The sequence below is a fragment of the Anaerocolumna sp. AGMB13020 genome (assembly GCF_033100115.1).
Classification (GTDB): domain Bacteria; phylum Bacillota; class Clostridia; order Lachnospirales; family Lachnospiraceae; genus Anaerocolumna.
In genome coordinates, this window is the sequence record NZ_CP136910.1 from 4,724,416 (window position 1) to 4,750,617 (window position 26,202).

Consider the following 26,202-nt stretch of genomic DNA (forward strand, 5'->3'; position numbering starts at 1 on the left):
TCTAAATTTACACCTAAAGAATAAGCAATTTTTATTGATGTTGAAACCCTGTTGTCATTCCACTTTTCTAAATCTTCAATTGTACGTATGGGTACGGCACTTAACCAGGATACTTCCGGCACTGACAGTTTCTTATATTTTCCAAGCAACATTAGTATAGAATTACAGATTGAATATATACAAGCATATACTAACGGTCTGTAACTATTGCAAAATTATTAAAAATGAAAAAAGTGTATTTGATTACATTATTTTCATTTTATGAATAAATCCAATGTGAATTTTAGGTAGGGGAGATTTCTTTCTGCCTGATTATCTGAGGATATGATTAAACTGCAAATAATATAGTTGATCCATATTGTGAAAATAAAAATACAGTTAATAATATGCAGAGTCTAATCTTGCCGATTATAGAAAATTGGTGTATAATAGTGGAAAAAATAGGGCATGGAGTATATTAAATGGAAGAAAGAAAAATAAAGCTATTATTAGATACTTGTTATGAAAAAGCTCTACAAGGACTACCAACTAGTTAAGTCTGTTTATGATTTATCAGATCAATATTTAACAAAATATCGTGATCCATATATAGCAGCTGATAAGTTGAAAATTAATCAAATAGCTAAGTGTGGTACATCAGGTTTTATTACTGGACTGGGAGGTGTGATAACATTGCCTATTGCAATACCTGCCAATATATCAAGTGTTATATATATACAATTAAGAATGATTGCATGCATCGCTTATATTGGTGGATACGACCCTTCGGATGATGAGGTACAAACTTTGGCATATGTATGCTTAACCGGGAGTGCAGCAGCTGACATACTAAAAAAAGCTGGTATAAATATAAGTGAAAAAATTACCGTTAATATGATTAAAAAAATACCTGGAGCGGTACTTACAAAAATTAATCAAAAAGTTGGATTTCGATTTCTAACAAAGTTTGGAGAAAAAGGAGTAATTAATTTTGTAAAATTAGTACCTTTAGTTGGAGGGGTAATTGGTGGGGGTGTAGATATAGCTAGAACCAAAGTAATTGCGGATAAAGCTATTAAAATATTTATAGAAGGTAAAATACAGTAATATGAATAATTTAAAGGCAATGAACTAAAGATCACTACTAGTGAAAAAGGGGAGAAAAAGAATGAGGTTAACAAGATTAATAGGGAAATTTATTGTTAAGGCAAGTGAATTTTGGGTGTTCTTAACTTTAACTTTTATAGATATTGTTTTATTTTTTCTAAAGCAAAATTACAAGTATGAGTTAATTTTACCTTCAGGACTACTAGATAAAACGTTTTATATAATTGACCATATAGGTGAAGTTGGATTAAATATATTCTTAACAGTTTTATTTATGGTATTAACAATAAGTCTAATACTTGCTGCAGTTTATAGTATATCAAAGTATATACATAGTGAAGGCAGTAGCGAACATATATTTAAGGTAATTACTAAATTTGTACTAATATTCGCAGTGTTCTTTAGTGATATTATTTGGTAGGAGTAAATAAATTATTCTATTCACTTAGCAACTGATAAAACCACCGGCATATTGTCGGTGGTTTTATTATATAGATTTTTATTGAAAGTCATATATTATTTTTTCCAATTGTCATATGCATCTTTTATCTCGGCATATAATTCGGGCATGTCCTCTTCATCAACCTCGTGCAGCATATCAATTATGACTTTCTTCATTTCGTCAAATGATAATTTGTCGAATTCTTCATTTGATGGAAAATTCATAAAATAACCTCCTTAGATTCAATATAAAATTAGTATGATTTACAAAGGATATTTTGTCAATCCTTGTTACATATAAACCGTTAATTACATTAATATTAAAAGAATAAAATCGAAGGGGAAAGAGCATATCATATCACAATTTTCTTGTCCTTTTTCTTGTCAATTTACCCATTTTAGGCTTGTGAGAAATACTAGAACATATAACCAGTAAACGAATAGAAGCATTGATTTTACTGTGATTTATAGTAAATAGTAATGATTAATATACATAGTATTTCGCCTTGCCAAGGCGAGGGTCGCGGGTTCGAATCCCGTCTCGCGCTTAATTGAAAAGTATCGCTAATCCTTATAAAACAAGGGTTAGCGATTTTTTTGCTTAAAAACATGTGTGCAGGTGTGTGCAATATCCTTTTATGTACTCAAAAGTTCATAAAGCCTTGTTGGATTCGAAATTACTCCATCGTAGGCTATAATTACTTTGTTAGGTGTATTAAATCAATTTACATTTGTATTTTGAATATGTGTGATACGCCGTACTAAAGTTTGTGGCAGTTAGTGCTTTGTCGTATTCTGTAAATATACTTTTAAGTTCGTCGAATTTCACATCTATATACGCCTTCCTACCAGATGAGATGTAAAATACAATAAAAGTGCAGGTGCTGCATTTGACTTTACGTATCAATAAAAGTATAATTAAGGAAATTTGAATAATTACATAATGGAATTGATTATCAAAGCGAAGAAATAACGGTTTGTAATAGTGCGAGTTTAGAAAGGGTCATAACTTCTGGCCTTGTAACCAGTATATTCTGCCTGTTATGGATAAAGTTGAAGCTTGTGATGGATCTTGTTTAACAAAGGGAGGTTATAATGAATAGCAAAACATGGTTTCATAAAATTTTAAAAGTAAATTTATCCTTTTTAATTGTAGTAGTATTAAGTTTACTAACTATTTATTGTAAAAATGTTAGCGCTGAAACTAGTATAGATTACTGGGATAAAAATGCAAATAAAATAGTAACTACTACGGAAAGTAAATTTTTGCAAAAGTATGGAGTAAACAATAAAAAACCCTTTTATAAAGGTTATGATGATGAAGGCAAATTAGCCGTCGAATTATATTTTGATGAAAAAACAAAAAAAGGGTGTGGGATTTCATATTACTACAGCAATCCATTTGGATTTGAAATAGATTCCTATAATACTCAAAAAGGATTTTCTTATGATAAATATTCACTTATGCCAATTAGAAATGATATAAAGTTTAACCCCTACACGGAAGAAATTTCAAACTATAAAGAAGAAAAAACCTACAAGTTTATTAATAAAAAGCAGAGACTTATAAATTATACATCAAAAGGTATATTTAGTGGTAACGAAACAGAAAAATTAGTAGTAATGGATTTTAGTTATGATAAAAATGGAAAATTAACTTCTAAACGTATTACTGTTAATTCTTTCATAGCGGGAAGTTATAGGAGTTCATCAGCTATCTATTATGATAAATCAGAGCGGCCATATTATAGCAACTCATATACAACGCATGGTAGCCTTCTTGATTTTTACATATATAACGGAAATAGTAAAATTCCTAGTTATATACTTACTCTTGATGATAATCTTGGGGTGATAAATCCTGAATTAACTAAAATAACCAAATAGTAATAAAATTTACCGGAATTGAAAAGGAACGATTAACATAATGTCTGAAGATGAAATATTAGAATTAATTGAAAGAATATCCCCCCATGCAAAGGAATATGTAGCCAATTCCATAAAAAATGTAGAAGTGTTATATTCTTTAAATTCATTAGATAATAAAGGTGTATTCATAAAAGTTGACAATGAAGATTGTTGTATTTTTTATACTTATTTTCTTAATGAAGATAATATAGAAGATGTTTTAGAATTAATAAAGCTAAAAGCAAATGAATACATTTCTGAAAATATAACAAAAGAGGTATGCTTTAATACATGGGGGAATAATTCCAAGATAATTAAATTAGTAAGAAATTTAGGTTTTAAATCAGATATGGAAGGATACCACCTTGAATATCAGGATGAAAACTTACCACAATTAACTAATTGCAATTTAGTAGAAAGAAATTTTGATAATAGCAAATTAAAGGAATTTATTGATTTATTTGATACTGCATATTATCAGATGAACCTCGATAATGGTTGGCAAATAAATAGTTATGCTTTAAATGAAAAGCAATTTCAACAAAAACTTGATACTTTGAATAAACATAATCAAATCTGTTCGTTCTGGTTAAGCGGGGAATTGGTAGGTGCATATATTATTCAAGAAAACTATATTACAGATTTAGTTGTAAGACCAAGATACCAAAATCATGGCTACGGAACATACATATTAGCACATTGCATTAGAACTATGAGTTCAAACAAATCCATGGATAAGATAAGACTTCGAATAGCAAAATCAAATTCTGGTGCAAAAAAATTATATGAAAGAAATGGTTTTGCTGAGATTGCTTCTTTTGCAGAACATACTTACGTGTGCTGATGAAGTTGTACTCCGCCCTCAACATTAGGTTATTGATAAAGAGATTGTTCCAGGGCATGTAAGTGTATCCAGTTATGGGAATTTGCCTGGGAAGCCCTTTTTATAGGACTTCCTATTTTTTTGCGCGCCATAGGCGCGTAAAGTTTTCTCCTACTCCGTTTGCGTCTAAATTGCTATTGCCTTATAAAACGAATTAACAATTTTATTTTCGGTCTGTATATTTCATGAGTTTCTTATTTTTATAATGCCTTTGTTTGTTTTTTCTTTTTTGTCTCGAATTCTAGCATAAAATTATTAATTTGTATACTTTGTTCGAACGGATACCCCAGTATTAATATAGGGTGGTCCTGTGTCAAACCCCTTTAAAGCTGCTATGGTTTGTGCCATTCCAAGATATCCCATGGTGTATGGATTTTGTACCATAACCGCTTTTAAGCTTCCATTCTCAATCAATTTCTCAGTTTCAGGTGGAAAATCAAATCCTATTCCAACTATTGGAATGCTACTTTTACTGATTGCATACCCAACACCGATCGTTGTATCCTCATTGGTACCATATATTCCAACTAAATCCGGGTTATTAGCAATATAACTATCTGCTATTATTAATGCACTTGCTGTGTTAGGACCAAATTGAGTATTAAGCAGTTTGAAATTTCTATTAGTAGCTAATACACTACGAAAACCATTAACTCTATCTCTGGTATTTGTACTCATTATGGAATCGCTAACAATTCCTATTGTGCCTTGTCTATATCCGGCGGCTGCCAATTCAATAATCATATTTTCACCAGCAGTAACACCAGCGATGTAATCATTCGTTGCTAGTGTTACAATGCCTTTCTCAGTGGAAGGAGTATCTAGATATATAATTTTTACACCTAAGGATTTTGCATATTCTATTGCACTGGATACTCCTACAGGATCGAGAGCAGCTATTAGCATAGCATCTGCACCGTTGTTTGCGGCATTCGTTATTATTTCTATTTGCTTATTTACAGATCTTTCCTGAGGAGCATCCCAAATAAAACTAGCACCTACTAAGCTAGCCATATCATTGATTCCTTGATTAATGATAAACCAGAAATTACTGATTTTGTCCTTGGATATATAGTAGATATTGTAATCCTCTAAGTTAGATAGTCTTATAAGCATATTTGTATATTTATTTCTTATATGCATAATTAACCTCTTTTAAAAAGTAAAAAATATAGAGTATTTTATTAAATATATTCGTTAATAGCTAATCTATTCCCAATCATAATTGTTAACTCATTGTGTGAGACCGTGCGTGCGATTCTTTAGCATCTTTTCCTCCATCCACGGATAAATTGTTATGAGGCTAATAAAGTTTGCGGAGATTTTACTATAATATGTAGAATTCAAAACTCATATCTTTTAAGATTTGTAAGAACTGGTGAAACGAACCTGGGGTGATTTTGTAACGGATGCATTTCGGGATGCAACAGGTGCAGATATTGTCATTACCAATGGTGGTGGCAATATAAATGCCATAAATCAGAGTGGCAATAATATTTTTTTAGTATAAAAATTAATAGATTGTCATATTTATCCAGTGAGATGAATATAATAGATATATAAGATCAATTTGGTGGCTAAATTATAGATCACGTCAATTGGTATATATGTGACGGTAAGATTATATTTAGTTGACGGAGATATAGGAGAGATTTCAATGTATGATATTCTGAATGTCTATCTTGAAAATGGCCTGCGAATTGTAATACATAGGATACCGAACATAAAGACCATAGCATGTGGCATATGGGTGCGGCAGGGCAGTAAATATGAAGATGCAAATACGAGTGGTCAGTCTCATTTGCTGGAGCATCTAATGATTAATATGGACAATCATGGAAATTCCAGATTTCAAGAACTGATGCGAGAGGTAACCTCAGAGGGGGTTATCTATAATGCAGGCACTACAAAAGAAAATACGTCTTTTTATTTTACAGGATTGTCAGATACACTTGAGAAGTGCATCAAAACACTTGCCAGTATTGTAATTGAGAATAAATCATTTCCGGAAGAATTATTAGAGAATGAAAAAAAAGTTGTCGTACAGGAAGCAATATCCTTTTACTCCTCCTTTGGACAGATTAAGGAACGGATTGGGCAGGCTCTGTGGGGGGATATGGATGTTGGCAGGATCATAGTTGGAAATATCGAGAACATAAAAAATTGCAAAAATGAAAATTTGGAAAATATAATAAAAATGGCATATACACCGGAAAATTCAACACTAGTGATTGTCGGTGAACTTGAGTACCAGGATGTGCTTAAAATTGTAGAAGAGAACTTTGCAGATTGGAAAGATACTAGTACAAGGGAATATAACGAGATAGTGGAAAGTGAACCGGGAATTTATTTCAATAGTGGAGGAGGCAAAAATACCGTTATTGCTATCGGTTTTAGGACAGGCGGTTATACGGAAAAAGAAAGGATAAATATTGATGTCATATCAAAGATCATGGGCGATACAAGTCTGGAGTCAAGACTTGTAAAGGAAATAAGAGTCAAGAAAGGACTAGCCTATAATCTGGGAACTTTTACAAGCTTTTATGAAAACAAAGGAACTTTTTCATTTACCTCAGTATGTGCACAGGAATCAGTAGAAGAAGTTGTAAAATTGGCAATAGAGGAATTTCAGAAAGCAAAAGAGTCCGGTTTTAGCAAAACGGAGCTGGAGAGGGCAAAGCGGATATTAAGAACCTCAAGGCTTCTTGAATTAGGTAATTTAACATCGCAATTAAAATTCCTTGGGAAATGTGGATCCTTTGGACATCTCTATTCCCTGGAACAGGAATTGCGTAATTTAGAGAAAGTTGAACTGGAAAGTCTTAATCGTACTGCTGCAGAAATAATAAAAAGTGATAATCTTTCTGTGGCAGTAATAGGAAATTGCAACATAGACAAACTGGTACCGATTTTAAATATCAACTGACTGGAGAGTGATTGTATTGAATGATATATCTTGTATATATGAGATGTCAATGGTAGATGAAAAAGATAGTCTGAAGGAAGATATCCTAAAAGGAAACGCACTGGATATAATACTGAGTTTGCTTGCCACCAGCAAAACGGCGAGAGAATTATCAAGAGAACTCGATATACCGGTATTTTCTCTTCAGCTCTATATCAACAGGCTGATAAATGCCGGATTGGTTGCTATAAAAAGCATGTCAGTGAATGACGGCAAGATGGAAAAGGTCTATATGTTGGCTTCAAAGGATATAGATATACTGAACTATCTTAAAGATAATAATGTAAATGATAACAATAACAGAGAGAGGGACATTGAGTTGTCTGCGCAGCACTTTTCATCATTGACAAGACAGGTTATTAAAAATATAAATCATTATGGTGATAAGACTTACAAAATAAAGGCATATTTCATTAAAACAGATGATGAAACGATGAAGGGATTTAAAAAAGATCTGGAAGAATTATTTGCAAAATACCAGAGTCTTGAGAATGAAGATGCCACGGAGACCTATGGGTTTATCAGTGTTTTGGCACCCTATAGCATGGAATTAAATCAAGCTGGGAAGGAGGAAGAATGATGGAAGAAAAGGTTGGAAAGAAGATTATATCAGATGACATCAAGAAAGAGGGAGAAATTGAAATAACAAATACGAATGTAGATGTTGATTCGCCTGAGGAAAGACCGGGAGTTGGCTATGAGATATACAATATTGGTATTGGTACAGATAATTAGTAAAGCCTTACCCGATGATACGTATCAGAATGTTAAACAGTAATAACAAACGGCTTACAGGGAGATATATGCCCTTTAAAGTAAATTTTCCATAAGGAGGTGATTAGAATGGATAAAGACAAGGAAATTAAAGAAGTAGTAGTAAATGAGGAAACTTTAAATGTTGAGCAAGAAGAAGAAGCAGGTCTTATGAAAGAGGATCTTGTTGCACCTGGTAACGGTCCGGTATTATGTTGCTAAAATAAAATAATACATAATCAATGGGGGAAGTGAAAAGTTTATTATGGGCTTGCACTTCCCTTATTCAATGAAGAAAAAACTTTTAAAATGGCTAATACTGATTGGAGGGGAGAACTTGAAATCATCAAAGTACAATGTAAATATAACAATTGATAAGAGCAAGAAAATGATATATAACAATTTAAATAGAAATTATGTTATTTATGATAGTAATAAGCATGAACATATTATGGGGTTGCTTGATAATTTGAATCAGGGAGCCTATGGTGTGGAGGACGCTGCATTACTAAAGAAAATGATCCATAAACAGATGATAATTAAAGATAACACCGACGAGCTTGAGATTATTAAGTTCAGAGAAAATAGAGTAAGGTTTAACAATCAGGTTTATAGTATATGTATACTTCCTACGCTGGATTGCAACTTCAGATGTGTTTATTGTTATGAGGAACATAAAAAAAATATTATGGATGATGCTGCAGCAGCAAAAATAGTTAAATATATTGAGAATATTGCACCAAACGCCAGTTATTTGTATGTATCCTGGTTTGGCGGAGAGCCGCTGATGGAATTTAAACGAATAACGGAATTAACAGAGCAGTTCAAAAGTATATGCAGCAGGTATAACTGCAGATATAATGCTCACATTACTACAAATGGTTATTTGTTAAATGAGGATGTAATAAATAAATTTAAAGACTTGAATATAACAAAAGCACAAATTACGATAGATGGTCTGGAGGAATATCACAATAAGAAGCGACCGTTAACCAACGGGATGGGTACATATAAAGTAATTCAAGAGAATATCATTAATCTCCTGAATAAGAATCCTGATGTCAGTATTGTACTAAGAATCAATATAGACGAAGAAAATTTCAATCATATAGATGAGATATTTGATATCATTCCGGAACAACACAGAAACAGAATTGAGATAGCTTTAAGTAATTTATTTGAAGCAAAAGACAAATTGAATTTATATGAACTGCTTAAAAAGTCAGTTGATAAAACTTATAATTATTCTAATGTCGAAAATAATTATCAAGTATGTCCTGCCTGTATTGTAAATGGGTTTTCTATAGCACCGGATTGTACAGTAATTCCGTGTTCCCATGCTGCCGAAGAAGGATACAGTCTGGGATACATCAATGAGGAAGGAAAGTTTATAATAAAAGACCAGAATCTATATTATAGAATGAAAACAGTAACTGCTTTAGACAATGATAAATGTGTGGATTGCATCAAACTTCCAGCATGTACTGCCTCATGTAAATATAAAAGATATAAAAATAATAGTATTTGCATCGGAAAAAGCGGTGAAGGTATCAGTATGGAGGAAAGAAGTAAGCTACATTACTATAGTGACTTAATGCATAACAGAATTCAAGAGGTTGATATGCTATGAATATAAGATTATTAAGAAATAAAGATTTCGCATTGCTGATGGGAGGCCAGTACATTTCATCTATAGGTTCAGGTATGCAAAGCTTTGCCCTATCTCTATATGTACTTTCAATTACCGGATCCGGAGGGAAATTCGCTTCGGTTCTAGCTGTTTCTGTTATTCCAAAGCTGATCTTAGGACCTGTTTCCGGAGTATTTATAGACAGGATTAACAGAAAAAAAATTATAGTATGTTTGGACATATTAAGTGGAATCGTATCAGCATTATTTTATATTTTATCAATTACCTCTGGTATTAAGCTGCTGTATATTTATATTGGGGTTATTATTTTGTCAATTATATCGTCGATATATAGTCCAGCAATCAATTCAGTGTTTCCGTCCATCATGAAAAAAGACGAACTTGTGGACGCAAACGCACTGTCTTCTGTAATTATGAGTACAGCTAGTATTATTTCGCCAATGCTTGCAGGAGCATTATACGGTTTATTAGGGCTTCCCATTATACTATTATTAAATGCTGTCAGCTTCTTTTGTGTTTCGTTTATGGAGTTGTTTGTAAAAGTTCCGCAAGTGATGAGAGAAAATATTAAATTCACATTTGCCTTGTTTAAAAAGGATTTTGCAGAAGGTGTAAAATTTATAGTGAATCATAAATTACTTCGAAAAATGCTGATATGTGCATTTATCATTAACTTTACCCTTAACCCCATGATGAGCATCGGTTTTGTTTATCTGGCAAAAATGGTACTTAAAGTAAGCGATGTTCAGCTTGGTATGCAGCAAACGGTATTTGTAGCAGGATCGCTTGTCGGGCCTTTCATTGCAAGTAAACTTCTAAAGAAGCTAGAGTTGTCAAAGATATTCTATATGGGCTTGTTTGTATTGGGAGGCTTAATTACATTCATTGCCTTTAATACCAGCAAATTTATAATGGATTTATTTACTGGAACTACAGTTCCTTTTATATTGCTTGTATTTATTGGCGCATTAGTGGTTGCAATTATTGGTATAATTAATATTTCTTTGACAACCATAAAGCAAAGAGAAACGCCTATGGAACTGTACGGCCGAGTGAACTCCGTCCAAACAATGGCAGCTATGAGTGCAGTACCCCTTGGCCAAATATTATTTGGATCATTACTTGACCATATGCCAAGCTATATAACTATACTCTTAACTTCGTTTTCTCTTGCAATTACTGCATTTTTATTTAGGCATTCACTACTGGCAGAAGAAAAACGAAATAGTGGAAGAGAGCTTGTGATTGAGGAAGAAGCAGTCATTATTGGCGAAGAAATTGTTAATACAGAAATATCCTGATTGTAATTATATGAAAGATTTTATGGGCGGTCGCTAATCCTTTTGAATTGAAGGATTAGCGATTTTTGACTTCGCTAGAATTATGCTCCCTGCTATGCAGCAGCTTGGAAGGAGAATAGTAGTCTATTCAATAGTCAATCCTAATTGCAAAATCTGCATTTGAAATAATGATTTGTTGCAGAAACTGCAATTTTATGATTGTATTTCATAAAAAACGATATATAATAATTATATTGGAGGTGTTCAACATGAACTTGGGAAAGAAATTATTAGAAGTCCGAGAGACTGCTAAGATATCGCGTGCACAGATGGTTGAACTCTTAAAAGAAAAAGGTTTTGACGTAAAAACGTATACAATCAGTAAGTGGGAGAGCGGAGTGTCGAAGCCTACCATAGAGGCATTCTTTGCTATTTGCGATATCTGCCAGGTGAAGGACATACGGCAGGCCTTCGTCGACAAAAGGCTCTTGCGCTTATATGACATACCGGTTTCTGCCGGCTACGGTAATTATCTTGATGATGGGTCTTACGGGATGATAGAGGTTGACAATACAGTTCCAGGTTTGGCCGATTATGCTGTAAGAGTGAGCGGAAATAGCATGATTCCCCGCTTTGTAGATCAACAGATTATCTTTATCCATGAGCAGCCTGCTCTGGAGGAAGGGGAGATCGGGATCTTCTGCTTAAACAATAATACGTATTTAAAAAAGCTTGGGAAGGGGTCCCTGATATCATTAAATCCTGATTATGAACCTATCTTGATTCGTGAGAAGGATGACTTTAGGATATTCGGAAAGGTTGTGGGATAATCCTGCTTCATTTTAAGAATATGTATTAAATATGGTGGACACTGATCCTGATATTTATTGCAGAAAGTAAATCAAGCAGGAATCTTATTCAGAACAACTTTTCAGGGAGGAATTATGGACGAATATGATATAGATAAAAAATATGATTCATTTAAGATCCCCGGGCGGCGGCAGTTTCAGGAAGACAGAGCCGCGAAAGAGTTGTCTCAAACAAAAATCAAGGAATCCGTTTCCTTTGATGAAAGCCCGTTTTATGAGATTGAATATGATACGTGCCCTATGCCGGGGGTTGGCAGATTTGTATTAAAGTCTCAAAAAATAGAGGAACCGAAAAAGGATGAAAAACGGGATTTGTTTGGTCAGATGAGAGAAATCGCAAGAACGCAGGGTTCCGCCTATGATCATACCAGATTCTTTGACAGAAGGGTTCAGCTTGACAATGCCAGAATCTTTTATAAACAAGGTATATTTATGAAAGATTTTACAGATGATTATTCTGAAATTGCACAATTTTCGCAATACTTTCCATATTATCAGATGATGGGATATGAACAGCTCCGGACTTATTTTACCTGGCGAACTGAAGTCAGAAAAGGGAAGGTCGCTGATATCTCTTTGTCATACGTCTTTCTTTATATTTACGAGTTGTTAAGCAATATCGGAGTGAAGGACCCACAGGAAGGACTTGATCAACTGATGTCCTTTTGGAGGGCTTTTGCTGTTTATAATAAATCTATCGACAGATATGTGCTAAGGTGGCTGAAGGATTATCATATTTACTACGAACTTTCTCATTCCTTTAAGGAATTCCTTGAAGCCAACAAGCTTGAGGAGTATTATCCGAAAATGACGGATACAGAGGATAATTTTGATCTCTTCTGTTCTATCTCAAAGTACGATATAAGGAAATCAACTTATTTTACAGAGGATAAAGTAGAGCTGGTTAAGAACTGTTTCTACTTTGTAATTCATAAGCTCAGGCAAAGGTTTGGAGATAGCGGAATCAACTTTGAGGAAGAAATCTTTCAGGCTACAAAGAAAATGACGGAATGGAAGCCGTTTAGGGACGCATTATTTTATCCCTGGAGGAAGCAGGCAGACAGGCGGATCGTGCTGTCAGAAAATGAAATATATATATGCAGCGGTAATAAATGGGCCTTCAGCAAGGTCATAACTTCTGAAAGTGGTCGTCAGCTGATTGGCTATATAATAAAGCAGATGGAAGTTGCTTTAAGGAAAGCTACAAATTATAAGTTTAAGCTGACAGCAAATATCAATACGGTAGCACATGAAGCCCTTACCAAATTAAAGGAAGCTGATTTATCCCTTGAAATAATGGTAAACAGTGCAGTGGAGGAATTCTATAAAGAAGAAACGAAGACAGTGGTAATAGTAGATAAGGCTGCATTGTTAAGAATCAAACAGGAAGCTCTTCTCACACAGGAAAAATTAATTGTGCCGGAGCAGCAAAAGGAAATCATTCCCGTAATCCCTGCTCCAAAACAGCTTAGTTTATTTGATATTGTTAGGGAGGACAAGCCTTCTATACCACCGTCTGATACCGAACCGGTGCACATAGATAGTCCTTGGGAGAGTTTAAAGAAGCATTTGTCCGATGTTGAAATAAAGGCATTGTCTGTAGTGCTTCAGGGTGAGACAGAGTTAAAGAAATATGCGGATGAGTGTGGAATCATGCTGGAGGTTCTTGCGGATGGAATCAATGAGAAAGCCATAGATTTCATTGGTGATAACCTTTTAGACGATGAATTCGCTTTATACGATGACTATAAAGAACAAGTAAAGGAATTGGTGGGATGAGTATGGCAAGTCAGGTACCGAACAGAATAGCAAACATATTAATAAACGCCTTAAAGGGCGGAGTTGTGCCAAGAGTAGGCCTTGAATATATCACAGTGGGCAGGACCCAGGAGATTGCTGCTATTCTGCATGATATTGAAATGATTGAGGAGGGCAGTGCGTCTTTCCGTTTCATTGTTGGCAAATACGGCAGCGGTAAGAGCTTTCTGCTTCAGACAATAAGAAATTACGCCACAGCAAAGGGTTTTGTGGTTGTGGATGCAGATCTTTCGCCGGAACGCAGGTTTGCCGGCACGAAAGGCCAGGGTTTGGCTACCTATAAAGAGTTGATTCAGAATCTTTCTACCAAATCAAAACCGGATGGAGGTGCCCTTCCTCTGATACTTGAAAAATGGATTTCTGGTATTCAGGCAAATGTGAAGGCACAGTCTTCTGTCAGTGAAGAGGAATTTGACAATCAGGTCGAAAGACAAATTTATGCAGTGGCAGGTTCTCTTGAAGGAATGGTAAATGGCTTTGAGTTTGCTAAGGCTGTGGTCACTTATTGGAAGGCCTATAAACAGGATGATACGGCACTGAAATCAAATGTTCTCAAGTGGTTTAGAGGAGAATATCCCACCAGGAAAGAGGCAAAAGAGGAGCTGGGAATCAATTTTATTGTCAATGATGAGACTTGGTACGACTTTTTAAAGATATTTGCCGCATTTCTGGTAGGAGCCGGGTATAAAGGAATGCTTGTGATTATAGACGAGCTGGTGAATATCTTTAAAATACCGAACTCCATCACCAGAGCAAACAATTATGAGAAAATCCTTACGATGTATAATGATGTATTACAAGGTAAAGCAAGCCATATCGGCTTCCTTATGGGGGGAACACCTCAATGCATCGAGGATAAATATAAAGGTGTCTTCAGCTATGAAGCTCTGCGTTCACGTTTAGCGGAGGGGCATTTTGCTACCGCAGATGTCAAGGATTTGTCAGCACCCATCATCCGACTGCAGATGCTGTCACAGGAGGAGATGTATGTGCTGGTGGAGAAGCTTATGAACATTCATGCACAGCTCTACAATTACACCTCGACCTTATCCCACGATGAATTGGTTTATTTCTTAACGGTAGAATATAATCGTGTGGGAGCCCAGACACATATTACTCCCCGTGAAATTATCCGGGACTTCATTGAATTAATCAATATCCTGCATCAGAATCCACAGAAAAGTGTTTCTGAGATATTAGGTGACAATAGCTTTGAAATGGCCAAAGGCGGGGTATCGGACGAAGTCATACACAGTGAATTCCAAGAATTTGAGGTATAATGAGTATGGATGTTTTTAACAGGCTTGCGCCATTTATACAAGAGTTTATTTATCAAAACAAGTGGGAAGAACTACGCGGTAACCAGGTGGCTGCCTGTGAGGTTATTTTTGACACGGATGACAATCTGCTGCTGTCTTCCGGAACTGCCTCCGGTAAGACCGAGGCAGCCTTTCTGCCGGTGCTTACTGAATTATATAATAAACCGTCAAGCTCAGTGGGGGTCATGTACATATCACCTCTTAAGGCTTTGATAAATGACCAGTTCAAACGATTGGAACAGATGCTCCTTGATTCTAACATCCCCGTTACGAAATGGCATGGCGATGCATCGCAGACTCAAAAGAATAAGCTTATTAAAAATCCGGAGGGGCTGCTGCAAATAACACCGGAGTCATTGGAAAGTCTGATTACCAATAAACGTAGCGCCTGCCTGTCCTTGTTCTCTGATCTGCGGTTTGTTATCATCGACGAAGTCCATTACTTTATGAGGGATGTGAGAGGCTTGCAGCTGCTCTGTGTTCTTGAGCGACTGAAACAACTGACAAGCGTAAATCCAAGGCGTATAGGCTTATCTGCGACTTTGGGAGACGTTTCCCTGGCGCAGAACTGGCTGAATATGGGGACGGGACGGGAATGTGCTGCTCCCATTGTGGAAGAAGGAAAGAAGCGTATCAGGCTTCATATCGAACGGTTTGTAAATTATGCGGAAGAACGGGATCTTATAACAAGAGACGGAAGCGGTAAGGTCGTCGATGTCAACTCCGGAGATATAGGCGACAGAGAGCATTACGAATACCTTTTCAGACAAACCCTGGATAAAAAGACGATAATTTTCACCAACAGCCGGGAGGAGACGGAATTTGTACTTGCTCATTTAAGAGAAATTGCGTTGAAGAATAAAGCCCCGGATGTTTATCGGGTTCATCACGGTAATGTTTCGGCTCTGCTGCGGGAAAACACAGAAGATGAAATGAAATCTGCTGATGAAAAGATTGTGACGGGAGCAACGGTTACACTGGAGCTTGGAATTGATATAGGTTCCCTTGACCAAGCAGTTCAGGTTGGGGCACCACTCAATGTCTCCAGCTTTGCGCAGCGTTTAGGCCGGTGCGGAAGACGTGGACAGGTTCCTCAACTGCTATTTACCTTTGTAGAGAGTATACGAATAAATTCCGCAGATATTCTAGGCCCTATTAATTGGGAATTTATACGGACTATCAGCATCATCGAGCTTTATGTTAAAGATCACTGGATGGAGCCCATCCCGCCGGCCCATCATGCCTATAATCTTTTGTATCACCAGACGATGAGCTGCTTAAAAAGTAATGGTGAGATGTCTCCGGCAGGACTTGCCCAGTCGATTCTGACCTTGGGCTGCTTCAAAAATATCCCTCAGGAGGATTATAAATATCTGCTATCCCATATGATCAACATAGATCAACTGCAGCGTACGGAGCATGGTGGTTTGATTATCGGACGTGAAGGCGAAAAGATTGTAAACAGTCATAAATTTCTGACGGTTTTCCTGGCACCAGAATATCTCCTTGTAAAAGATGAAAACCGCACCATAGGTACAGTGGATAAAGTTTACCCGGTGGGTACCCGCTTTGCTTTGGCAGGCATCGCATGGGAGACCGTGGATGTAAATGAGAAATCGAAGGTTATCTTTGTAAAAAGAGTTCCCGGTGTATCGGTGGTGGACTGGAATGTGGATTTTAATGCCGAACTTCATACCGTTCTTGTCCGTAAGGTACGCAGTGTTTTAAAAGAGAATGATTCGTATCCCTATTTAAGTGTCCGCTGCCGGGAAAGATTAACTGAAATTCAATACATTGCCCGAAACAGCGGAATCCTTGATAATCTCGTTACCCCATTATCAGACAGAAAATATGCTGTCTTCCCCTGGGTGGGAACAAGACAACTAATAACCTTGAATTACGCTTTACGGCAAAGAAAAATAAAGAGTAAACATCCCTGGATTACCTGTGTTTATCTTGAGGTTATATTTGAGGGAACAAAAGAAGAACTCAGTAATGTCATATACGATATCCTTCATCGTGAGCTTAACCTTTATGACCTGCCATTACCTGATAAGGTGCAGATTGATGGGAAGTACAATGAGTTCATTCCACCAGAGCTTCTTCGTAAGCAATTCATTGAAGATTTTCTTGATTTTGAAGGATTAAAGAAAGCGATGTTATGATTTAAAGAAAGCGATGTTTGATTTTATCTTTTAAGAAATGAAAAGGTGGTTTCATTATTCTGTAATCTGTGGAATGAAACCACCTTTTCCTAGTTATTTAGCGAGTTCAAGAAGTGCATTTGCTACGAGGTCTAATTGTGCTGACCAGGAATAGATGTCATTTTGATACATATATGGTTCAGAAAATAACATGATATTTCCTGCTTGTACGGCTGGAACGGACTGCCATATGGGATTATCTACAATCAGCTTATAATTATTATCATATTCCGTAACCAAAATATAATCCCCCATATACTGTGGAACAGTTTCAAAGGAGAGAGTTGCACCCCAATCTACCCCGGATTCTATCTCTTTTAAAGCCAGCTCTGTCTGAGGAAGTTCCAATGCACCAAATAGAATCTGCCCGCCCAGATTGTTGCTCCAACGCACACCAATCTTATTCTCACCCTGAACCCTGATGACGCTGAAGGTTTTCTCATACAGTCCGGCAGCCTTTAGTTTTTCTTTATAATCAGCCGCTTTCTCATAAAAAGCAGTAACAAGGCTTATACCTTCTTCTGGTGTTTTTCCCAGCGCTTCCGCAATCAAAGAAAGTCGTTCCTCTTCTGTAAGATTATTAGAAGGTACATAGACAGTTGGTGCAATTTTAGATAACTGTTCATAATTATCTTCATATAGAGTTAGGATTAAATCCGGTTTTTCAGCCATAATAAATTCGGGCTCCCATTTTTCCAGTATAGTGGTAGCTGCTATTAAATCTCTATAAGCTACGTCCTTTGAACCATAGTCTTCAACTGCTGCAGGGATCACTCCAAGAGCTACAATATCCCCAACTAAACCACAATCAGTAATAACACGTTTCGGATTAAGTGGTATTTCGACATTTCCGTTTAAGGTACTGAGTATTTTTGTTTCTGTTTTTGCAGGAGATTCTTTAATTTTTTCGTGTACCTGATTGTCTGCTGGTTGTGCGTTTGTTGTTTGTGTGTCTGTTGCTGAACCGCCTACAGGACTTGAAGCTGGAGTTGAGCAGGCGGAAAAAAGAGTTATGAAAGAAAACATGGCAGCAACTACAGCAGCTTTGTTTTTAAAATGTTTTAACATAAATTGAGCTCCTTCTGGATTTGGTTTGTTATGACTAACTAGACATGCTACATTATAGAGAGAAGGTTCAGGTATTTCCATGTATGTATATTTCTTATCCCATGTAAGATTCTTTCTTAAAGTTACGGGTGAGATTCCAGTAAGCTTTTTAAAGGAGCTGCTAAGATGAAATTCATCATAAAATCCAGTGAATCTGGCAATTTCCCTAAGTGAATAGCTGCTTTCAAGTATATATTGCCTGGCTTTTTCCACGCGGATGTTTAATAGATAACTCTGAAAGGAGCTTCCGGTACTTTTTTTGAAGAGTCTGTAAAAATGGCTGTAGCTGATACCAATCTATTGGCATATATCCTGAATCGAGATATGAGATGCATAATTTTCTTCCAGATAATGTATTGTCATACCAACAATGTCCGTATCGAATTTTAAGATACTGGTACGTGACAGCTCATGATATACTTCATATGTAAATTGATAAAACAAGGATTTAATATAAAATTTGTTTTGTGGAGCAGACAGGTGCCAGTGTTCGTACATTTTACATAAGAGCTCTGAAAATAGAACCGGATTTTGAGGTGTGAAGCCATAGTGCAGCTGATATGGGTTAATGCGTTTAAGTAGCTTTCTCAATTCTTCCTGGTGAAACTGCGTTTCACCGGCTTTGTAGAGGAGCAAATAATATTCAAACCAGTTACAGTTGGGTAAAATAGAAAGTTTCATATTTTTGCTGCCATGGAAAAGGCTGAAATGATTGATATGATAAGATATATCACCCAGTAATATCTCAGCTTTTCCTGTATTGGTAAAGAGAAAGGCACTGCTAGGCAGGAAAAAGTCTTTAAGCACTTCTTTTGGGGAAATTAATGCATGTCTTACATCTATGAGTGAGAATGCAGAGCATTCTAAAATGCAAAAGATATCCTTTAATTCTCCTTTTGAAAAGGCAGTATTACTTTGATTTAAGTCTTTCATTAAAGTTCTCCTTTGAGAATTATGGCGAATGTTAGTAATGTCTAACTTTTTCTATTATAGCAATGTATTTGCTAATTGTAAATGATGGAGTCTCATAGGATGCTGGCAGGGTCTATTGTGTTTGTAATGACTTGTAGTTTATGTTATTATTTCTATTTTCTTATGACCTTACATAGGATAAAATTTCAGGAGTTTATTAATAATATTTGTATCAGAGGCAAGCAGATTTCAGGAACTATTAATGAGTGACTATGTAATCGGATGATTGCAAAATAAACGAAAAATGCAAGATAAACGAAAAATACAAGTAAAAGATAATCGTAATGAGCATAGTTGTAATCGGAAGGTAAAAATGGACAAAGATAAATACTTAATGACAGGAATTGCACAAGAATGAAAGGTATAATGATAACAGCAAAATACAGGGAGAGAAAGTATGTCAAAGGATGAAAATAAGAGTTTTAGTACGGTTTCGTTTGATACAGTACAGCTAATTATCAATTATATTGAAGAAAGTATTCTTGAAAGCCTGACACTGAAACATATAGCAAAGAAATTTTACTTAAGCGTATCCACCCTTAATAACTTATTTAAAATCGTCTGTGGTATGACTATCATGGAATATGTACGTAACCGTCGCTTATCACTTGCCGGACAGGAGCTTTTGATTTCTAATATACATATAATAGATATTGCTTTTAAATACGGGTATGAAACACCAGAAGCCTTTTCCAAAGCTTTTACTAGATTTCATGGATTTCCACCTAGCTTTGTAAGAAGAACATATCCCAAAATCAAATTCTTTCATCCTCTTTTTATTAAAATTGAAAGACTTGGTGGATGGGAAAAGGATTATCCTGATTATGAGTTAGTAAGGACAAAACAAAATTCTTCAGGACAGGAAATAAACTCCTTTTATTGTTATGATGAAACTACCAAAAATAAAGGAGGAATTACATTGGAGAAGAAAAGCAAAGAGTATCGCCTGTGTGTCAGTGATATGAATCACAAAGAAGACTGGAGGATATTGCTCTTATTGTCACAAAAGCTGAACCAGAAAGACATTCATTTTAAAGTGGATGGGAAAACATCAATATTTGCACACGGATTGGAATTTAAACTAGATAAAATAGGATTGACCTTTAAATGGAAGGAAGAGCAGAGAATAAAAGATTTTTTTCACCATAAAGGAAATGCATCAAACAGATTTGCAGGATTTAAATATTTTGATACAACCTTTGAAGGGATGAAGGTACGATGTATGTTCTATGGAGACTGCCCGGGTGATGATAAAGACGAATTCCTTTACAACAATACAGATCCAGTTGAGATAAATGGTCAGATTCTACGTGTGCAGACATTAGAATTTTACTATGAGAATGCAGAACCGGATAATGAGTATTATAAAATGGTAGAAGCATGGCTTAAAAAATACAGTTAATAAACAAAAGCTAATCCGGATAATGGATTAGCTTTTTGTATAACTTCTATATTTCTAATTTATGCTATAATATACCTATCAAATCAGTTATAGGTCATACCTATCGAGCCAGTTATAGGTATATCAACGCCGTTAAATTATTAAATATATTTCCACTTTTTATGAATGTAAATAGGGATAAATACAAAATGAATTGAAAAGCAAAGGAGAGTTTATTTATGAAGTAATTTCCTACACATATTGTTGCAGTGGATGGGGTCATAGAAAATGAAAAGAATGAGATTTTGCTGGTAAAAAGCAGAAAAGATGGTACATACACAGTTCCAGGAGGACAAGTTGAAGTTGGTGAAAATCTGATAGAGGCTTTAAAACGAGAAATCAGGGAGGAATCCGGTGTTGAAGTAGAAGTCGGGAAATTAGTATGCGTTTCATCCAATACTGGTACATATCAGGGTTACAACGGATATGGGTTAATTCCTACAAAGGTGATGTTTGGTTTCGTTTGTAAATACGTTAGTGGTGAATTACAAATATCAGATGAAACCTCAGAAACTATTTGGGTGGAAAAAGAGAAGGTTCTTACTCTTATAACGAATCCGAATTTAAGAAAGCGATTTGAAGCTTACCTGAACTTTAATGGAGATGTTCATTATCTGGAATATATTACAAAACCCCATTATGAACTGAAATTAGAGTATTTAATATAACCGGAACCGATTGTGCTTAATTAGGATTCAGGATAATTGAGTTAAATTGTTTTTGGTAATGTCATTTATTCCAAACAATGTTATGATGTGTCTGAAAACCCGTTGCTGGTTCTGAATGACCACTTGTGGTATTCTGCATTGCAATTCTTGGAACATAACACCACTACAGCCCCCAAGTTATGCCTTGTTGTTTTTCGGAATTACCTCCCACAAAGTGGAACCTCCATCGGCACAAGCTGTTTATAAACACATTTGGCATTAAGCAGGAATAATTTATAGGAGCGGATAGAGTTATGACGATTAAAATAATAACATCAGCTGATGCTGAATGGCTTAACGTAATAGAGTATGCGGAAGGCTGTTCCTGGAGAGCTGGAAAAAATCTTTCAGATGCAATGAAAGAAGATAAATTTACAGAGTGGGAACGTGTATTTGTTGCAATTGAAGCAGAAAAAATAGCAGGTTATTGTACTATAGCGAAGAGAGATTGTATTCCTGATGTACCATATACTCCTTATATAGGATTTATGTTTGTGGGAGAAGAGTTTAGAGGAAACCGGCTAAGTCAGGAACTAATCATAAAAGCAATGGAATATGCAAAAGAGCTGGGATTTAAAAATATATACCTGATTAGTGACCATGATAATCTGTATGAAAAATATGGTTTTACTATTGTTGATAAGAAAATTGCACCTTGGGGTGCTGAAGAAAAAATATATATGCAGCGACTGTAGAAAAGGATTTCGTATGAAGAAGTTCAGGATGAAAATCTATTTAAAACCCAAGGAGAACAAATGAAATTATTATATAAAAACCCAAGTTTGGAATACAGTATAGATAGTATATTATTATTCCATGAGGGAGCTCAAAGTGACTTTTGGTCTGAGCCTTTATTTTTAGAATTCCCACAAATAGATAAAAGTAAATTCAATCGGTTAACAAGACTTGAGAAAAGAGAATACTTAAGAGAAATTTTTAGTGGCATACTTAAAGCAAATGAAATGAAAGAAAAGCTAATCCGCTATCAGGATTACTGGGATACGAATAGTATAAATATTCAGAAGGCATTAGAGGATGCCTTTCAGTTACAGCTATCCGACAAATTTAATAATATAATAGGAAATATCACATTAAATCCTATATGCCCTAGATTTTTAGAGAGTAATACTTTTGACATCTATTATCGGAATAGTGAGAGAGGGGCACTGGGTATGGCACTCCATGAAATTATACATTTTGTATGGTTTCATGTATGGAATTTATATTTTCAAGATAATAAAAAGGAATATGAAATGCCGCATTTAACATGGGTATTGAGTGAAATGGTGGTGGATACTATCATGCGGCATGACAAAAGGTTATATTCCATTAACCCTTATTTTGATGAGGGGTGTGCATATGACTATTTTTATGCTATGAAGATTGAAAGAAAACCTATATTAGAAACTCTCATGGAATTATATGTAAATAACTCTACATTAGCTTTTATGGAAAAGAGTTATAATTATTGCCTGGAACATGAAACAGAAATCAGAAGTCAGATGAAATAAATAATGAGGGAGGTCAAAAATAGACTGTAAATTTTATGGAGCAGTTTTTTATGAATGACGTAAAATAAATTTACACGAAATAATTAGCAGAACCTCTGTATGCTGAGCTTCTATAATATTATTAGGACTGTGAAGCCAAGCTTCACAGTCCTTTGTTTTTTTAGAGAATATGTATTACATGATAAGCTGCAGATAAAAATTATTTCCCAAGTTTTTTATTTTCGTATACGGAAATCCAATTCTGGTAATATGGATTCTCCCAGGTGTTACCGTCAAAGTCAGTATATTCAATCACGATTGCTTTAACAGTTTTGATTGTGTCACTTTTTTCGCTTAAGGAATAACCGGTATCTTTGCCGAATTCGGCTCCATCCACCATATTAACATCATCATAAGCTACCTGCTGTATATAACTACCGTTGTCAAAATCAAACTGGCCAACAATTTTGACGGGCATTTTGTTGTCATCCCAGCCAGCGAAAGCCAGGGTAACATTTTTGATTTCTTGGCCGGAGACATTTTTAAAGACGGCATTTAACATGTCAGGATACAATGCTTTGTATTCATCTGATTGCACAAAATATTCGGTTGAAACAACATATATAGGCTGCTCTTTGAGTTTAGCTTCCAGTTCTTTCGCGCTAAGACCTTCCGCAACAGGAGCTTCTGTTTTAGTTTCTTCCTGATTTCCTTTATCTGCTTGTGCTGTTTCAAGTTGTTCCTTTAATGCAGCAACTTCGCTTTCAAGTTCCTTCGTCTTGCTATTGGCTGTGTCCAGATCTTTTTTTATTTTGTCATAATCCTCTTTGGATACAGTATTGCCGCTGGCAGCCTGATTTCCTCCCGCTGAGCAGCCTGTAAATCCTAAAACAACAGCCAGTGATAGTAAAGCAAACACTTTTTTCATTTGATTTCTCTCCCTTAAATGTATTAGCCCCTTGGGACAGGATAATATTAACATTGATAATAATGGAAGTAAACAGAGGAAGGAATTATCTAATTTAAGATTAAGCAGGTATATAGCTGGATTTAAACTATTTCTAATAAACCGGATAGTTCAGTATTTACGTTATTCCATTCGGAATATATTTACATAATTTCTTTTATCGTATAAAATTAGGTTATTATAGTTATAGGTTTACAATCTTTCATTACTTTCATAATTGTAAAGAAGAATTATACAATAAGGAGTGGTATGGCAAATGAAGAACTTTAAGGTAGCAATTATACAGCATAATGTATTACATGGGGATAAAGAAGAGAATACCAGGCTGGCAATACAGTATATACAGGAAGCAAACGAAAACGGAGCAGATTTTGTACTTTTTCCGGAATGCTGGCTTACATCTTATTCTGCACCTGATATCTGCAGCAAGTTAAGGCCGGTAGAAGAAATGGAGAAAGATACGGATTTTCTTAATTGGTGTGAAGCGGCTTTAGAGGATGACAGTGAATATATCAAGAGAATCTGTGATATAGCCAGAAAGTTAAAGATTGGAGTTGAAATTACCGGATTTACAAAAGGAAAAAAATATCCACAGAATTCAGCTTTCATAATCGATAGAGACGGCACTGTTATATTGAAATATTCAAAAGTTCATACCTGTGATTTTGACTGGGAGCAATATCTTGAAGGCGGAGAGGCGTTTCACGTATGCCAGTTTGACGGAATATGTATCGGCGTAATGATCTGTTATGACAGAGAGCATCCGGAAAGCGCAAGAGAATTAATGCTTCAGGGAGCAGAATTAATATTAATGCCAAATGACTGTGATGGAATGAAACCAAGATTACAGGAATTAGCTGTTGAAGCAATGCAGAACATGGTCGGTATAGCAATGGCAAATCCACCAGGGGAATATGCAGGTAATTCCTGTGCCTTCCATCCTATGGTATGGGACAAAAATGGAAGAATTATCGACAATACCATGGTTGTCGCAGAGGCTTTATATGATGGTATTGTATATGCCAATTTTGACATAGAGGCTATCAGAGAATACAGAGAGCGTGAAGATCTGGGCAAATACAGAAAACCGAAAGCATATAAACATCTTGTGTAATTTCCAGCTTGTTGGTGATACATAGAATAGTCATTAGTATGTCATGGAATTTTTGTTTAAGAAGGCTGTTATTGAAAGGATATTAAGAGCAAATTGTTTATCCGGTGGAACTGTTTAAGAACAAAAATATAAGTACCTGGGAGAATTTATGAGAAATACTATCAGACTTACTGAATATACAACCGAGAATTTAATAGAAATCTTTCATATTGCAGATGATTTACAGAAAGGTAAATACAAGAACTTTCTTGAAGGTAAGACCGTTATTATGTTCTTTCCCGCTTCAAGCCTCCGTACAAGAGTAACCTTTGAAAAAGGTATATACCAGTTAGGAGGACAAACCATCTTATTTCCGCCGGAAACTCTGGATAAAAAAGAAAAACTTGAAGATGTAACAGGGTATCTTAACAATTGGGCAGATGCCGTCGTTGTTCGGCATAGTAAACTTGGAGTCTTAGAGGAAATGGCTAAGTATGCGGAATTTCCCGTTATAAACGCAATGACCGAGGTCAATCATCCCTGCGAGATTCTATCAGACTTATATAGCTTATCCAAGATAAGAAATGATTTCAGAAGTGACAGCTATTTATTTGTAGGTGCAAAAGGAAATATCGGTGGTGCTTGGACCGAAGCGGCTAATGCATTTGGGCTCAATTTCAGACAATGCTGTCCGCCAGGTTATGAAATGGATGGAGTGAGTAATATTTCGGAGCTTGTAAAAGCAGTAAAAGGTGTGGATATTATTTGCACAGACTCACTGCCTTCAGAAGTATATCCGGATTTTAAGGATTATCAGATAACCGTTGATATTATGAAAATGGCAAATAATAAAGCCATCTTAAATCCCTGTCCGCCTTTTTACCGCGGGGAAGAGGTTTCTGAGGATGTTATTGGAAGTGAATATTTTGTCGGTTATAATTTTAAAAAATATCTGCTGGAGATTCAGCAGGCTATATTAATCTATAATCTTACACGATAATAATGAGAAGAATAGATAAAAGAACTATCAATAGGGGATTCCGGTATATTTATATTCTGGAATAACCAGGTTTGAAGGGAATAAATTGCAATAGGATGATTTGTTTATTTCCTTACATAATAAAATTAAGGAATGTAAGTAAGGATTACAGAAATATGTTGTGCTAGAAAATACCGCACTTATTCCTGAGAGGCACAAAGAACTTTAGGTAAGATAAACGTATTTTGATAAAAGAAAGTCTAAAAGTG

26 protein-coding genes and 1 pseudogene are annotated in these 26,202 nt (G+C 35.5%); 21 read left to right on the forward strand and 6 right to left on the reverse strand.

Annotated elements, in window-relative coordinates; genetic code table 11:
- Positions 1-501: 501 nt before the first annotated feature.
- Together R2R35_RS19755 and R2R35_RS19760 are read left to right on the forward strand one after the other, a co-directional pair.
- The gene (locus R2R35_RS19755) at positions 502-1,086 is read left to right on the forward strand and encodes an EcsC family protein (protein WP_317731541.1); all 585 of its coding nucleotides are present in this window, start codon (positions 502-504) and stop codon (positions 1,084-1,086) included.
- 61 nt (positions 1,087-1,147) lie between these two features.
- On the forward strand, positions 1,148-1,507 hold the full coding sequence (locus R2R35_RS19760) for a hypothetical protein (protein WP_317731542.1): 360 nt from the start codon (positions 1,148-1,150) through the stop codon (positions 1,505-1,507).
- Positions 1,508-1,602: 95 nt separating this feature from the next.
- Here the strand turns inward: R2R35_RS19760 and R2R35_RS19765 are convergent, their stop codons facing one another.
- Complete coding sequence (locus R2R35_RS19765) at positions 1,603-1,752, reverse strand: hypothetical protein (RefSeq protein WP_317731543.1); 150 nt, start codon at positions 1,750-1,752, stop codon at positions 1,603-1,605.
- Positions 1,753-2,622: 870 nt separating this feature from the next.
- On the opposite strand from R2R35_RS19765, the gene R2R35_RS19770 reads away from it, so the two are divergent.
- Positions 2,623-3,414 (forward strand): hypothetical protein, encoded by a 792-nt coding sequence (locus R2R35_RS19770; protein ID WP_317731544.1) that lies wholly within the window; start codon positions 2,623-2,625, stop codon positions 3,412-3,414.
- A gap of 40 nt (positions 3,415-3,454) precedes the next feature.
- A complete protein-coding gene (locus tag R2R35_RS19775) occupies positions 3,455-4,279 on the forward strand; it encodes a GNAT family N-acetyltransferase (protein ID WP_317731545.1) in 825 nt (274 codons plus the stop codon).
- A gap of 294 nt (positions 4,280-4,573) precedes the next feature.
- On the opposite strand, the gene R2R35_RS19780 is transcribed toward R2R35_RS19775, so the two are convergent.
- Entirely contained in the window at positions 4,574-5,461 is an 888-nt protein-coding gene (locus tag R2R35_RS19780; RefSeq protein ID WP_317731546.1) for a substrate-binding domain-containing protein, read from the reverse strand.
- A gap of 235 nt (positions 5,462-5,696) precedes the next feature.
- On the opposite strand from R2R35_RS19780, the gene R2R35_RS19785 reads away from it, so the two are divergent.
- From R2R35_RS19785 to R2R35_RS19835, 11 genes are all read left to right on the forward strand, one after another.
- Positions 5,697-5,828 (forward strand): 5'-nucleotidase C-terminal domain-containing protein, encoded by a 132-nt coding sequence (locus R2R35_RS19785; protein WP_317731547.1) that lies wholly within the window; start codon positions 5,697-5,699, stop codon positions 5,826-5,828.
- 147 nt (positions 5,829-5,975) lie between these two features.
- Positions 5,976-7,244: a M16 family metallopeptidase gene (locus R2R35_RS19790; RefSeq protein ID WP_317731548.1), complete on the forward strand. Its 1,269-nt coding sequence runs from the start codon at positions 5,976-5,978 to the stop codon at positions 7,242-7,244.
- A 49-nt stretch (positions 7,245-7,293) separates the two neighbouring features.
- The gene (locus R2R35_RS19795) at positions 7,294-7,863 is read left to right on the forward strand and encodes a hypothetical protein (protein ID WP_317731549.1); all 570 of its coding nucleotides are present in this window, start codon (positions 7,294-7,296) and stop codon (positions 7,861-7,863) included.
- The gene (locus R2R35_RS19800; RefSeq protein ID WP_317731551.1) at positions 7,863-8,018 is read left to right on the forward strand and encodes a hypothetical protein; all 156 of its coding nucleotides are present in this window, start codon (positions 7,863-7,865) and stop codon (positions 8,016-8,018) included. Before R2R35_RS19795 ends, R2R35_RS19800 begins: the two co-directional genes overlap by 1 nt.
- A gap of 108 nt (positions 8,019-8,126) precedes the next feature.
- Positions 8,127-8,258, forward strand: a complete 132-nt coding sequence (locus R2R35_RS19805) for a hypothetical protein (RefSeq protein WP_317731552.1) — start codon at positions 8,127-8,129, stop codon at positions 8,256-8,258.
- Between the two features lie 115 nt (positions 8,259-8,373).
- Positions 8,374-9,666, forward strand: a complete 1,293-nt coding sequence (locus R2R35_RS19810) for a radical SAM/SPASM domain-containing protein (RefSeq protein ID WP_317731553.1) — start codon at positions 8,374-8,376, stop codon at positions 9,664-9,666.
- The gene (locus R2R35_RS19815; RefSeq protein ID WP_317731555.1) at positions 9,663-10,988 is read left to right on the forward strand and encodes an MFS transporter; all 1,326 of its coding nucleotides are present in this window, start codon (positions 9,663-9,665) and stop codon (positions 10,986-10,988) included. Before R2R35_RS19810 ends, R2R35_RS19815 begins: the two co-directional genes overlap by 4 nt.
- Before the next feature lie 248 nt (positions 10,989-11,236).
- A complete protein-coding gene (locus tag R2R35_RS19820) occupies positions 11,237-11,797 on the forward strand; it encodes an XRE family transcriptional regulator (RefSeq protein ID WP_317731556.1) in 561 nt (186 codons plus the stop codon).
- Between the two features lie 114 nt (positions 11,798-11,911).
- On the forward strand, positions 11,912-13,615 hold the full coding sequence (locus R2R35_RS19825; RefSeq protein WP_317731557.1) for a TerB N-terminal domain-containing protein: 1,704 nt from the start codon (positions 11,912-11,914) through the stop codon (positions 13,613-13,615).
- 2 nt (positions 13,616-13,617) lie between these two features.
- Positions 13,618-14,934 carry an ATP-binding protein gene (locus tag R2R35_RS19830; protein ID WP_317731558.1) on the forward strand — a complete coding sequence of 439 codons (1,317 nt, stop codon included), beginning with the start codon at positions 13,618-13,620 and terminating at the stop codon, positions 14,932-14,934.
- A complete protein-coding gene (locus tag R2R35_RS19835) occupies positions 14,934-17,138 on the forward strand; it encodes a DEAD/DEAH box helicase (protein ID WP_317731559.1) in 2,205 nt (734 codons plus the stop codon). Before R2R35_RS19830 ends, R2R35_RS19835 begins: the two co-directional genes overlap by 1 nt.
- 93 nt (positions 17,139-17,231) lie before the next feature.
- Here the strand turns inward: R2R35_RS19835 and R2R35_RS19840 are convergent, their stop codons facing one another.
- From R2R35_RS19840 to R2R35_RS19845, 3 genes and pseudogenes are all read right to left on the reverse strand, one after another.
- Positions 17,232-18,245: an ABC transporter substrate-binding protein gene (locus tag R2R35_RS19840; protein ID WP_317731560.1), complete on the reverse strand. Its 1,014-nt coding sequence runs from the start codon at positions 18,243-18,245 to the stop codon at positions 17,232-17,234.
- A 171-nt stretch (positions 18,246-18,416) separates the two neighbouring features.
- Positions 18,417-18,581 (reverse strand): annotated as a pseudogene (locus R2R35_RS24765) (helix-turn-helix domain-containing protein); the annotation flags it as partial.
- Positions 18,582-19,217, reverse strand: a complete 636-nt coding sequence (locus tag R2R35_RS19845) for a hypothetical protein (RefSeq protein ID WP_317731561.1) — start codon at positions 19,215-19,217, stop codon at positions 18,582-18,584.
- A 436-nt stretch (positions 19,218-19,653) separates the two neighbouring features.
- Between R2R35_RS19845 and R2R35_RS19850 the strand changes: the two genes are divergently transcribed.
- From R2R35_RS19850 to R2R35_RS19865, 4 genes are all read left to right on the forward strand, one after another.
- On the forward strand, positions 19,654-20,658 hold the full coding sequence (locus tag R2R35_RS19850; protein ID WP_317731562.1) for a helix-turn-helix domain-containing protein: 1,005 nt from the start codon (positions 19,654-19,656) through the stop codon (positions 20,656-20,658).
- A 284-nt stretch (positions 20,659-20,942) separates the two neighbouring features.
- Positions 20,943-21,365 carry an NUDIX hydrolase gene (locus R2R35_RS19855; protein WP_442872255.1) on the forward strand — a complete coding sequence of 141 codons (423 nt, stop codon included), beginning with the start codon at positions 20,943-20,945 and terminating at the stop codon, positions 21,363-21,365.
- A gap of 293 nt (positions 21,366-21,658) precedes the next feature.
- Positions 21,659-22,099 carry a GNAT family N-acetyltransferase gene (locus R2R35_RS19860; RefSeq protein WP_317731564.1) on the forward strand — a complete coding sequence of 147 codons (441 nt, stop codon included), beginning with the start codon at positions 21,659-21,661 and terminating at the stop codon, positions 22,097-22,099.
- Positions 22,100-22,159: 60 nt separating this feature from the next.
- Positions 22,160-22,915 (forward strand): hypothetical protein, encoded by a 756-nt coding sequence (locus R2R35_RS19865; protein ID WP_317731565.1) that lies wholly within the window; start codon positions 22,160-22,162, stop codon positions 22,913-22,915.
- A gap of 199 nt (positions 22,916-23,114) precedes the next feature.
- Here R2R35_RS19865 and R2R35_RS19870 read toward each other — a convergent pair whose 3' ends face one another.
- Positions 23,115-23,822, reverse strand: a complete 708-nt coding sequence (locus R2R35_RS19870; protein ID WP_317731566.1) for a DUF5780 domain-containing protein — start codon at positions 23,820-23,822, stop codon at positions 23,115-23,117.
- Positions 23,823-24,117: 295 nt separating this feature from the next.
- Here R2R35_RS19870 and R2R35_RS19875 point away from each other — a divergent pair, with 295 nt between their 5' ends.
- Both R2R35_RS19875 and R2R35_RS19880 read left to right on the forward strand, forming a co-directional pair.
- On the forward strand, positions 24,118-24,975 hold the full coding sequence (locus tag R2R35_RS19875; RefSeq protein ID WP_317731567.1) for a carbon-nitrogen hydrolase family protein: 858 nt from the start codon (positions 24,118-24,120) through the stop codon (positions 24,973-24,975).
- 148 nt (positions 24,976-25,123) lie between these two features.
- Positions 25,124-25,954, forward strand: coding sequence for an ornithine carbamoyltransferase (locus tag R2R35_RS19880; RefSeq protein WP_317731568.1), 831 nt, complete (start codon positions 25,124-25,126; stop codon positions 25,952-25,954).
- Positions 25,955-26,202 lie beyond the last annotated feature (248 nt).

What these genes read in the sequence shown, in the direction of transcription:
- R2R35_RS19755 (WP_317731541.1), top strand. Translation starts at nt 502, where the DNA reads ATGAAAAAGCTCTACAAGGACTACCAACTAGTTAAGTCTGTTTATGAT.
- R2R35_RS19760 (WP_317731542.1), top strand. Translation starts at nt 1,148, where the DNA reads ATGAGGTTAACAAGATTAATAGGGAAATTTATTGTTAAGGCAAGTGAA.
- R2R35_RS19765 (WP_317731543.1), bottom strand. Translation starts at nt 1,752, where the DNA reads ATGAATTTTCCATCAAATGAAGAATTCGACAAATTATCATTTGACGAA.
- R2R35_RS19770 (WP_317731544.1), top strand. Translation starts at nt 2,623, where the DNA reads ATGAATAGCAAAACATGGTTTCATAAAATTTTAAAAGTAAATTTATCC.
- R2R35_RS19775 (WP_317731545.1), top strand. Translation starts at nt 3,455, where the DNA reads ATGTCTGAAGATGAAATATTAGAATTAATTGAAAGAATATCCCCCCAT.
- R2R35_RS19780 (WP_317731546.1), bottom strand. Translation starts at nt 5,461, where the DNA reads ATGCATATAAGAAATAAATATACAAATATGCTTATAAGACTATCTAAC.
- R2R35_RS19790 (WP_317731548.1), top strand. Translation starts at nt 5,976, where the DNA reads ATGTATGATATTCTGAATGTCTATCTTGAAAATGGCCTGCGAATTGTA.
- R2R35_RS19795 (WP_317731549.1), top strand. Translation starts at nt 7,294, where the DNA reads ATGGTAGATGAAAAAGATAGTCTGAAGGAAGATATCCTAAAAGGAAAC.
- R2R35_RS19800 (WP_317731551.1), top strand. Translation starts at nt 7,863, where the DNA reads ATGGAAGAAAAGGTTGGAAAGAAGATTATATCAGATGACATCAAGAAA.
- R2R35_RS19805 (WP_317731552.1), top strand. Translation starts at nt 8,127, where the DNA reads ATGGATAAAGACAAGGAAATTAAAGAAGTAGTAGTAAATGAGGAAACT.
- R2R35_RS19815 (WP_317731555.1), top strand. Translation starts at nt 9,663, where the DNA reads ATGAATATAAGATTATTAAGAAATAAAGATTTCGCATTGCTGATGGGA.
- R2R35_RS19820 (WP_317731556.1), top strand. Translation starts at nt 11,237, where the DNA reads ATGAACTTGGGAAAGAAATTATTAGAAGTCCGAGAGACTGCTAAGATA.
- R2R35_RS19825 (WP_317731557.1), top strand. Translation starts at nt 11,912, where the DNA reads ATGGACGAATATGATATAGATAAAAAATATGATTCATTTAAGATCCCC.
- R2R35_RS19830 (WP_317731558.1), top strand. Translation starts at nt 13,618, where the DNA reads ATGGCAAGTCAGGTACCGAACAGAATAGCAAACATATTAATAAACGCC.
- R2R35_RS19835 (WP_317731559.1), top strand. Translation starts at nt 14,934, where the DNA reads ATGAGTATGGATGTTTTTAACAGGCTTGCGCCATTTATACAAGAGTTT.
- R2R35_RS19840 (WP_317731560.1), bottom strand. Translation starts at nt 18,245, where the DNA reads ATGTTAAAACATTTTAAAAACAAAGCTGCTGTAGTTGCTGCCATGTTT.
- R2R35_RS19845 (WP_317731561.1), bottom strand. Translation starts at nt 19,217, where the DNA reads ATGAAAGACTTAAATCAAAGTAATACTGCCTTTTCAAAAGGAGAATTA.
- R2R35_RS19850 (WP_317731562.1), top strand. Translation starts at nt 19,654, where the DNA reads ATGTCAAAGGATGAAAATAAGAGTTTTAGTACGGTTTCGTTTGATACA.
- R2R35_RS19860 (WP_317731564.1), top strand. Translation starts at nt 21,659, where the DNA reads ATGACGATTAAAATAATAACATCAGCTGATGCTGAATGGCTTAACGTA.
- R2R35_RS19865 (WP_317731565.1), top strand. Translation starts at nt 22,160, where the DNA reads ATGAAATTATTATATAAAAACCCAAGTTTGGAATACAGTATAGATAGT.
- R2R35_RS19870 (WP_317731566.1), bottom strand. Translation starts at nt 23,822, where the DNA reads ATGAAAAAAGTGTTTGCTTTACTATCACTGGCTGTTGTTTTAGGATTT.
- R2R35_RS19875 (WP_317731567.1), top strand. Translation starts at nt 24,118, where the DNA reads ATGAAGAACTTTAAGGTAGCAATTATACAGCATAATGTATTACATGGG.
- R2R35_RS19880 (WP_317731568.1), top strand. Translation starts at nt 25,124, where the DNA reads ATGAGAAATACTATCAGACTTACTGAATATACAACCGAGAATTTAATA.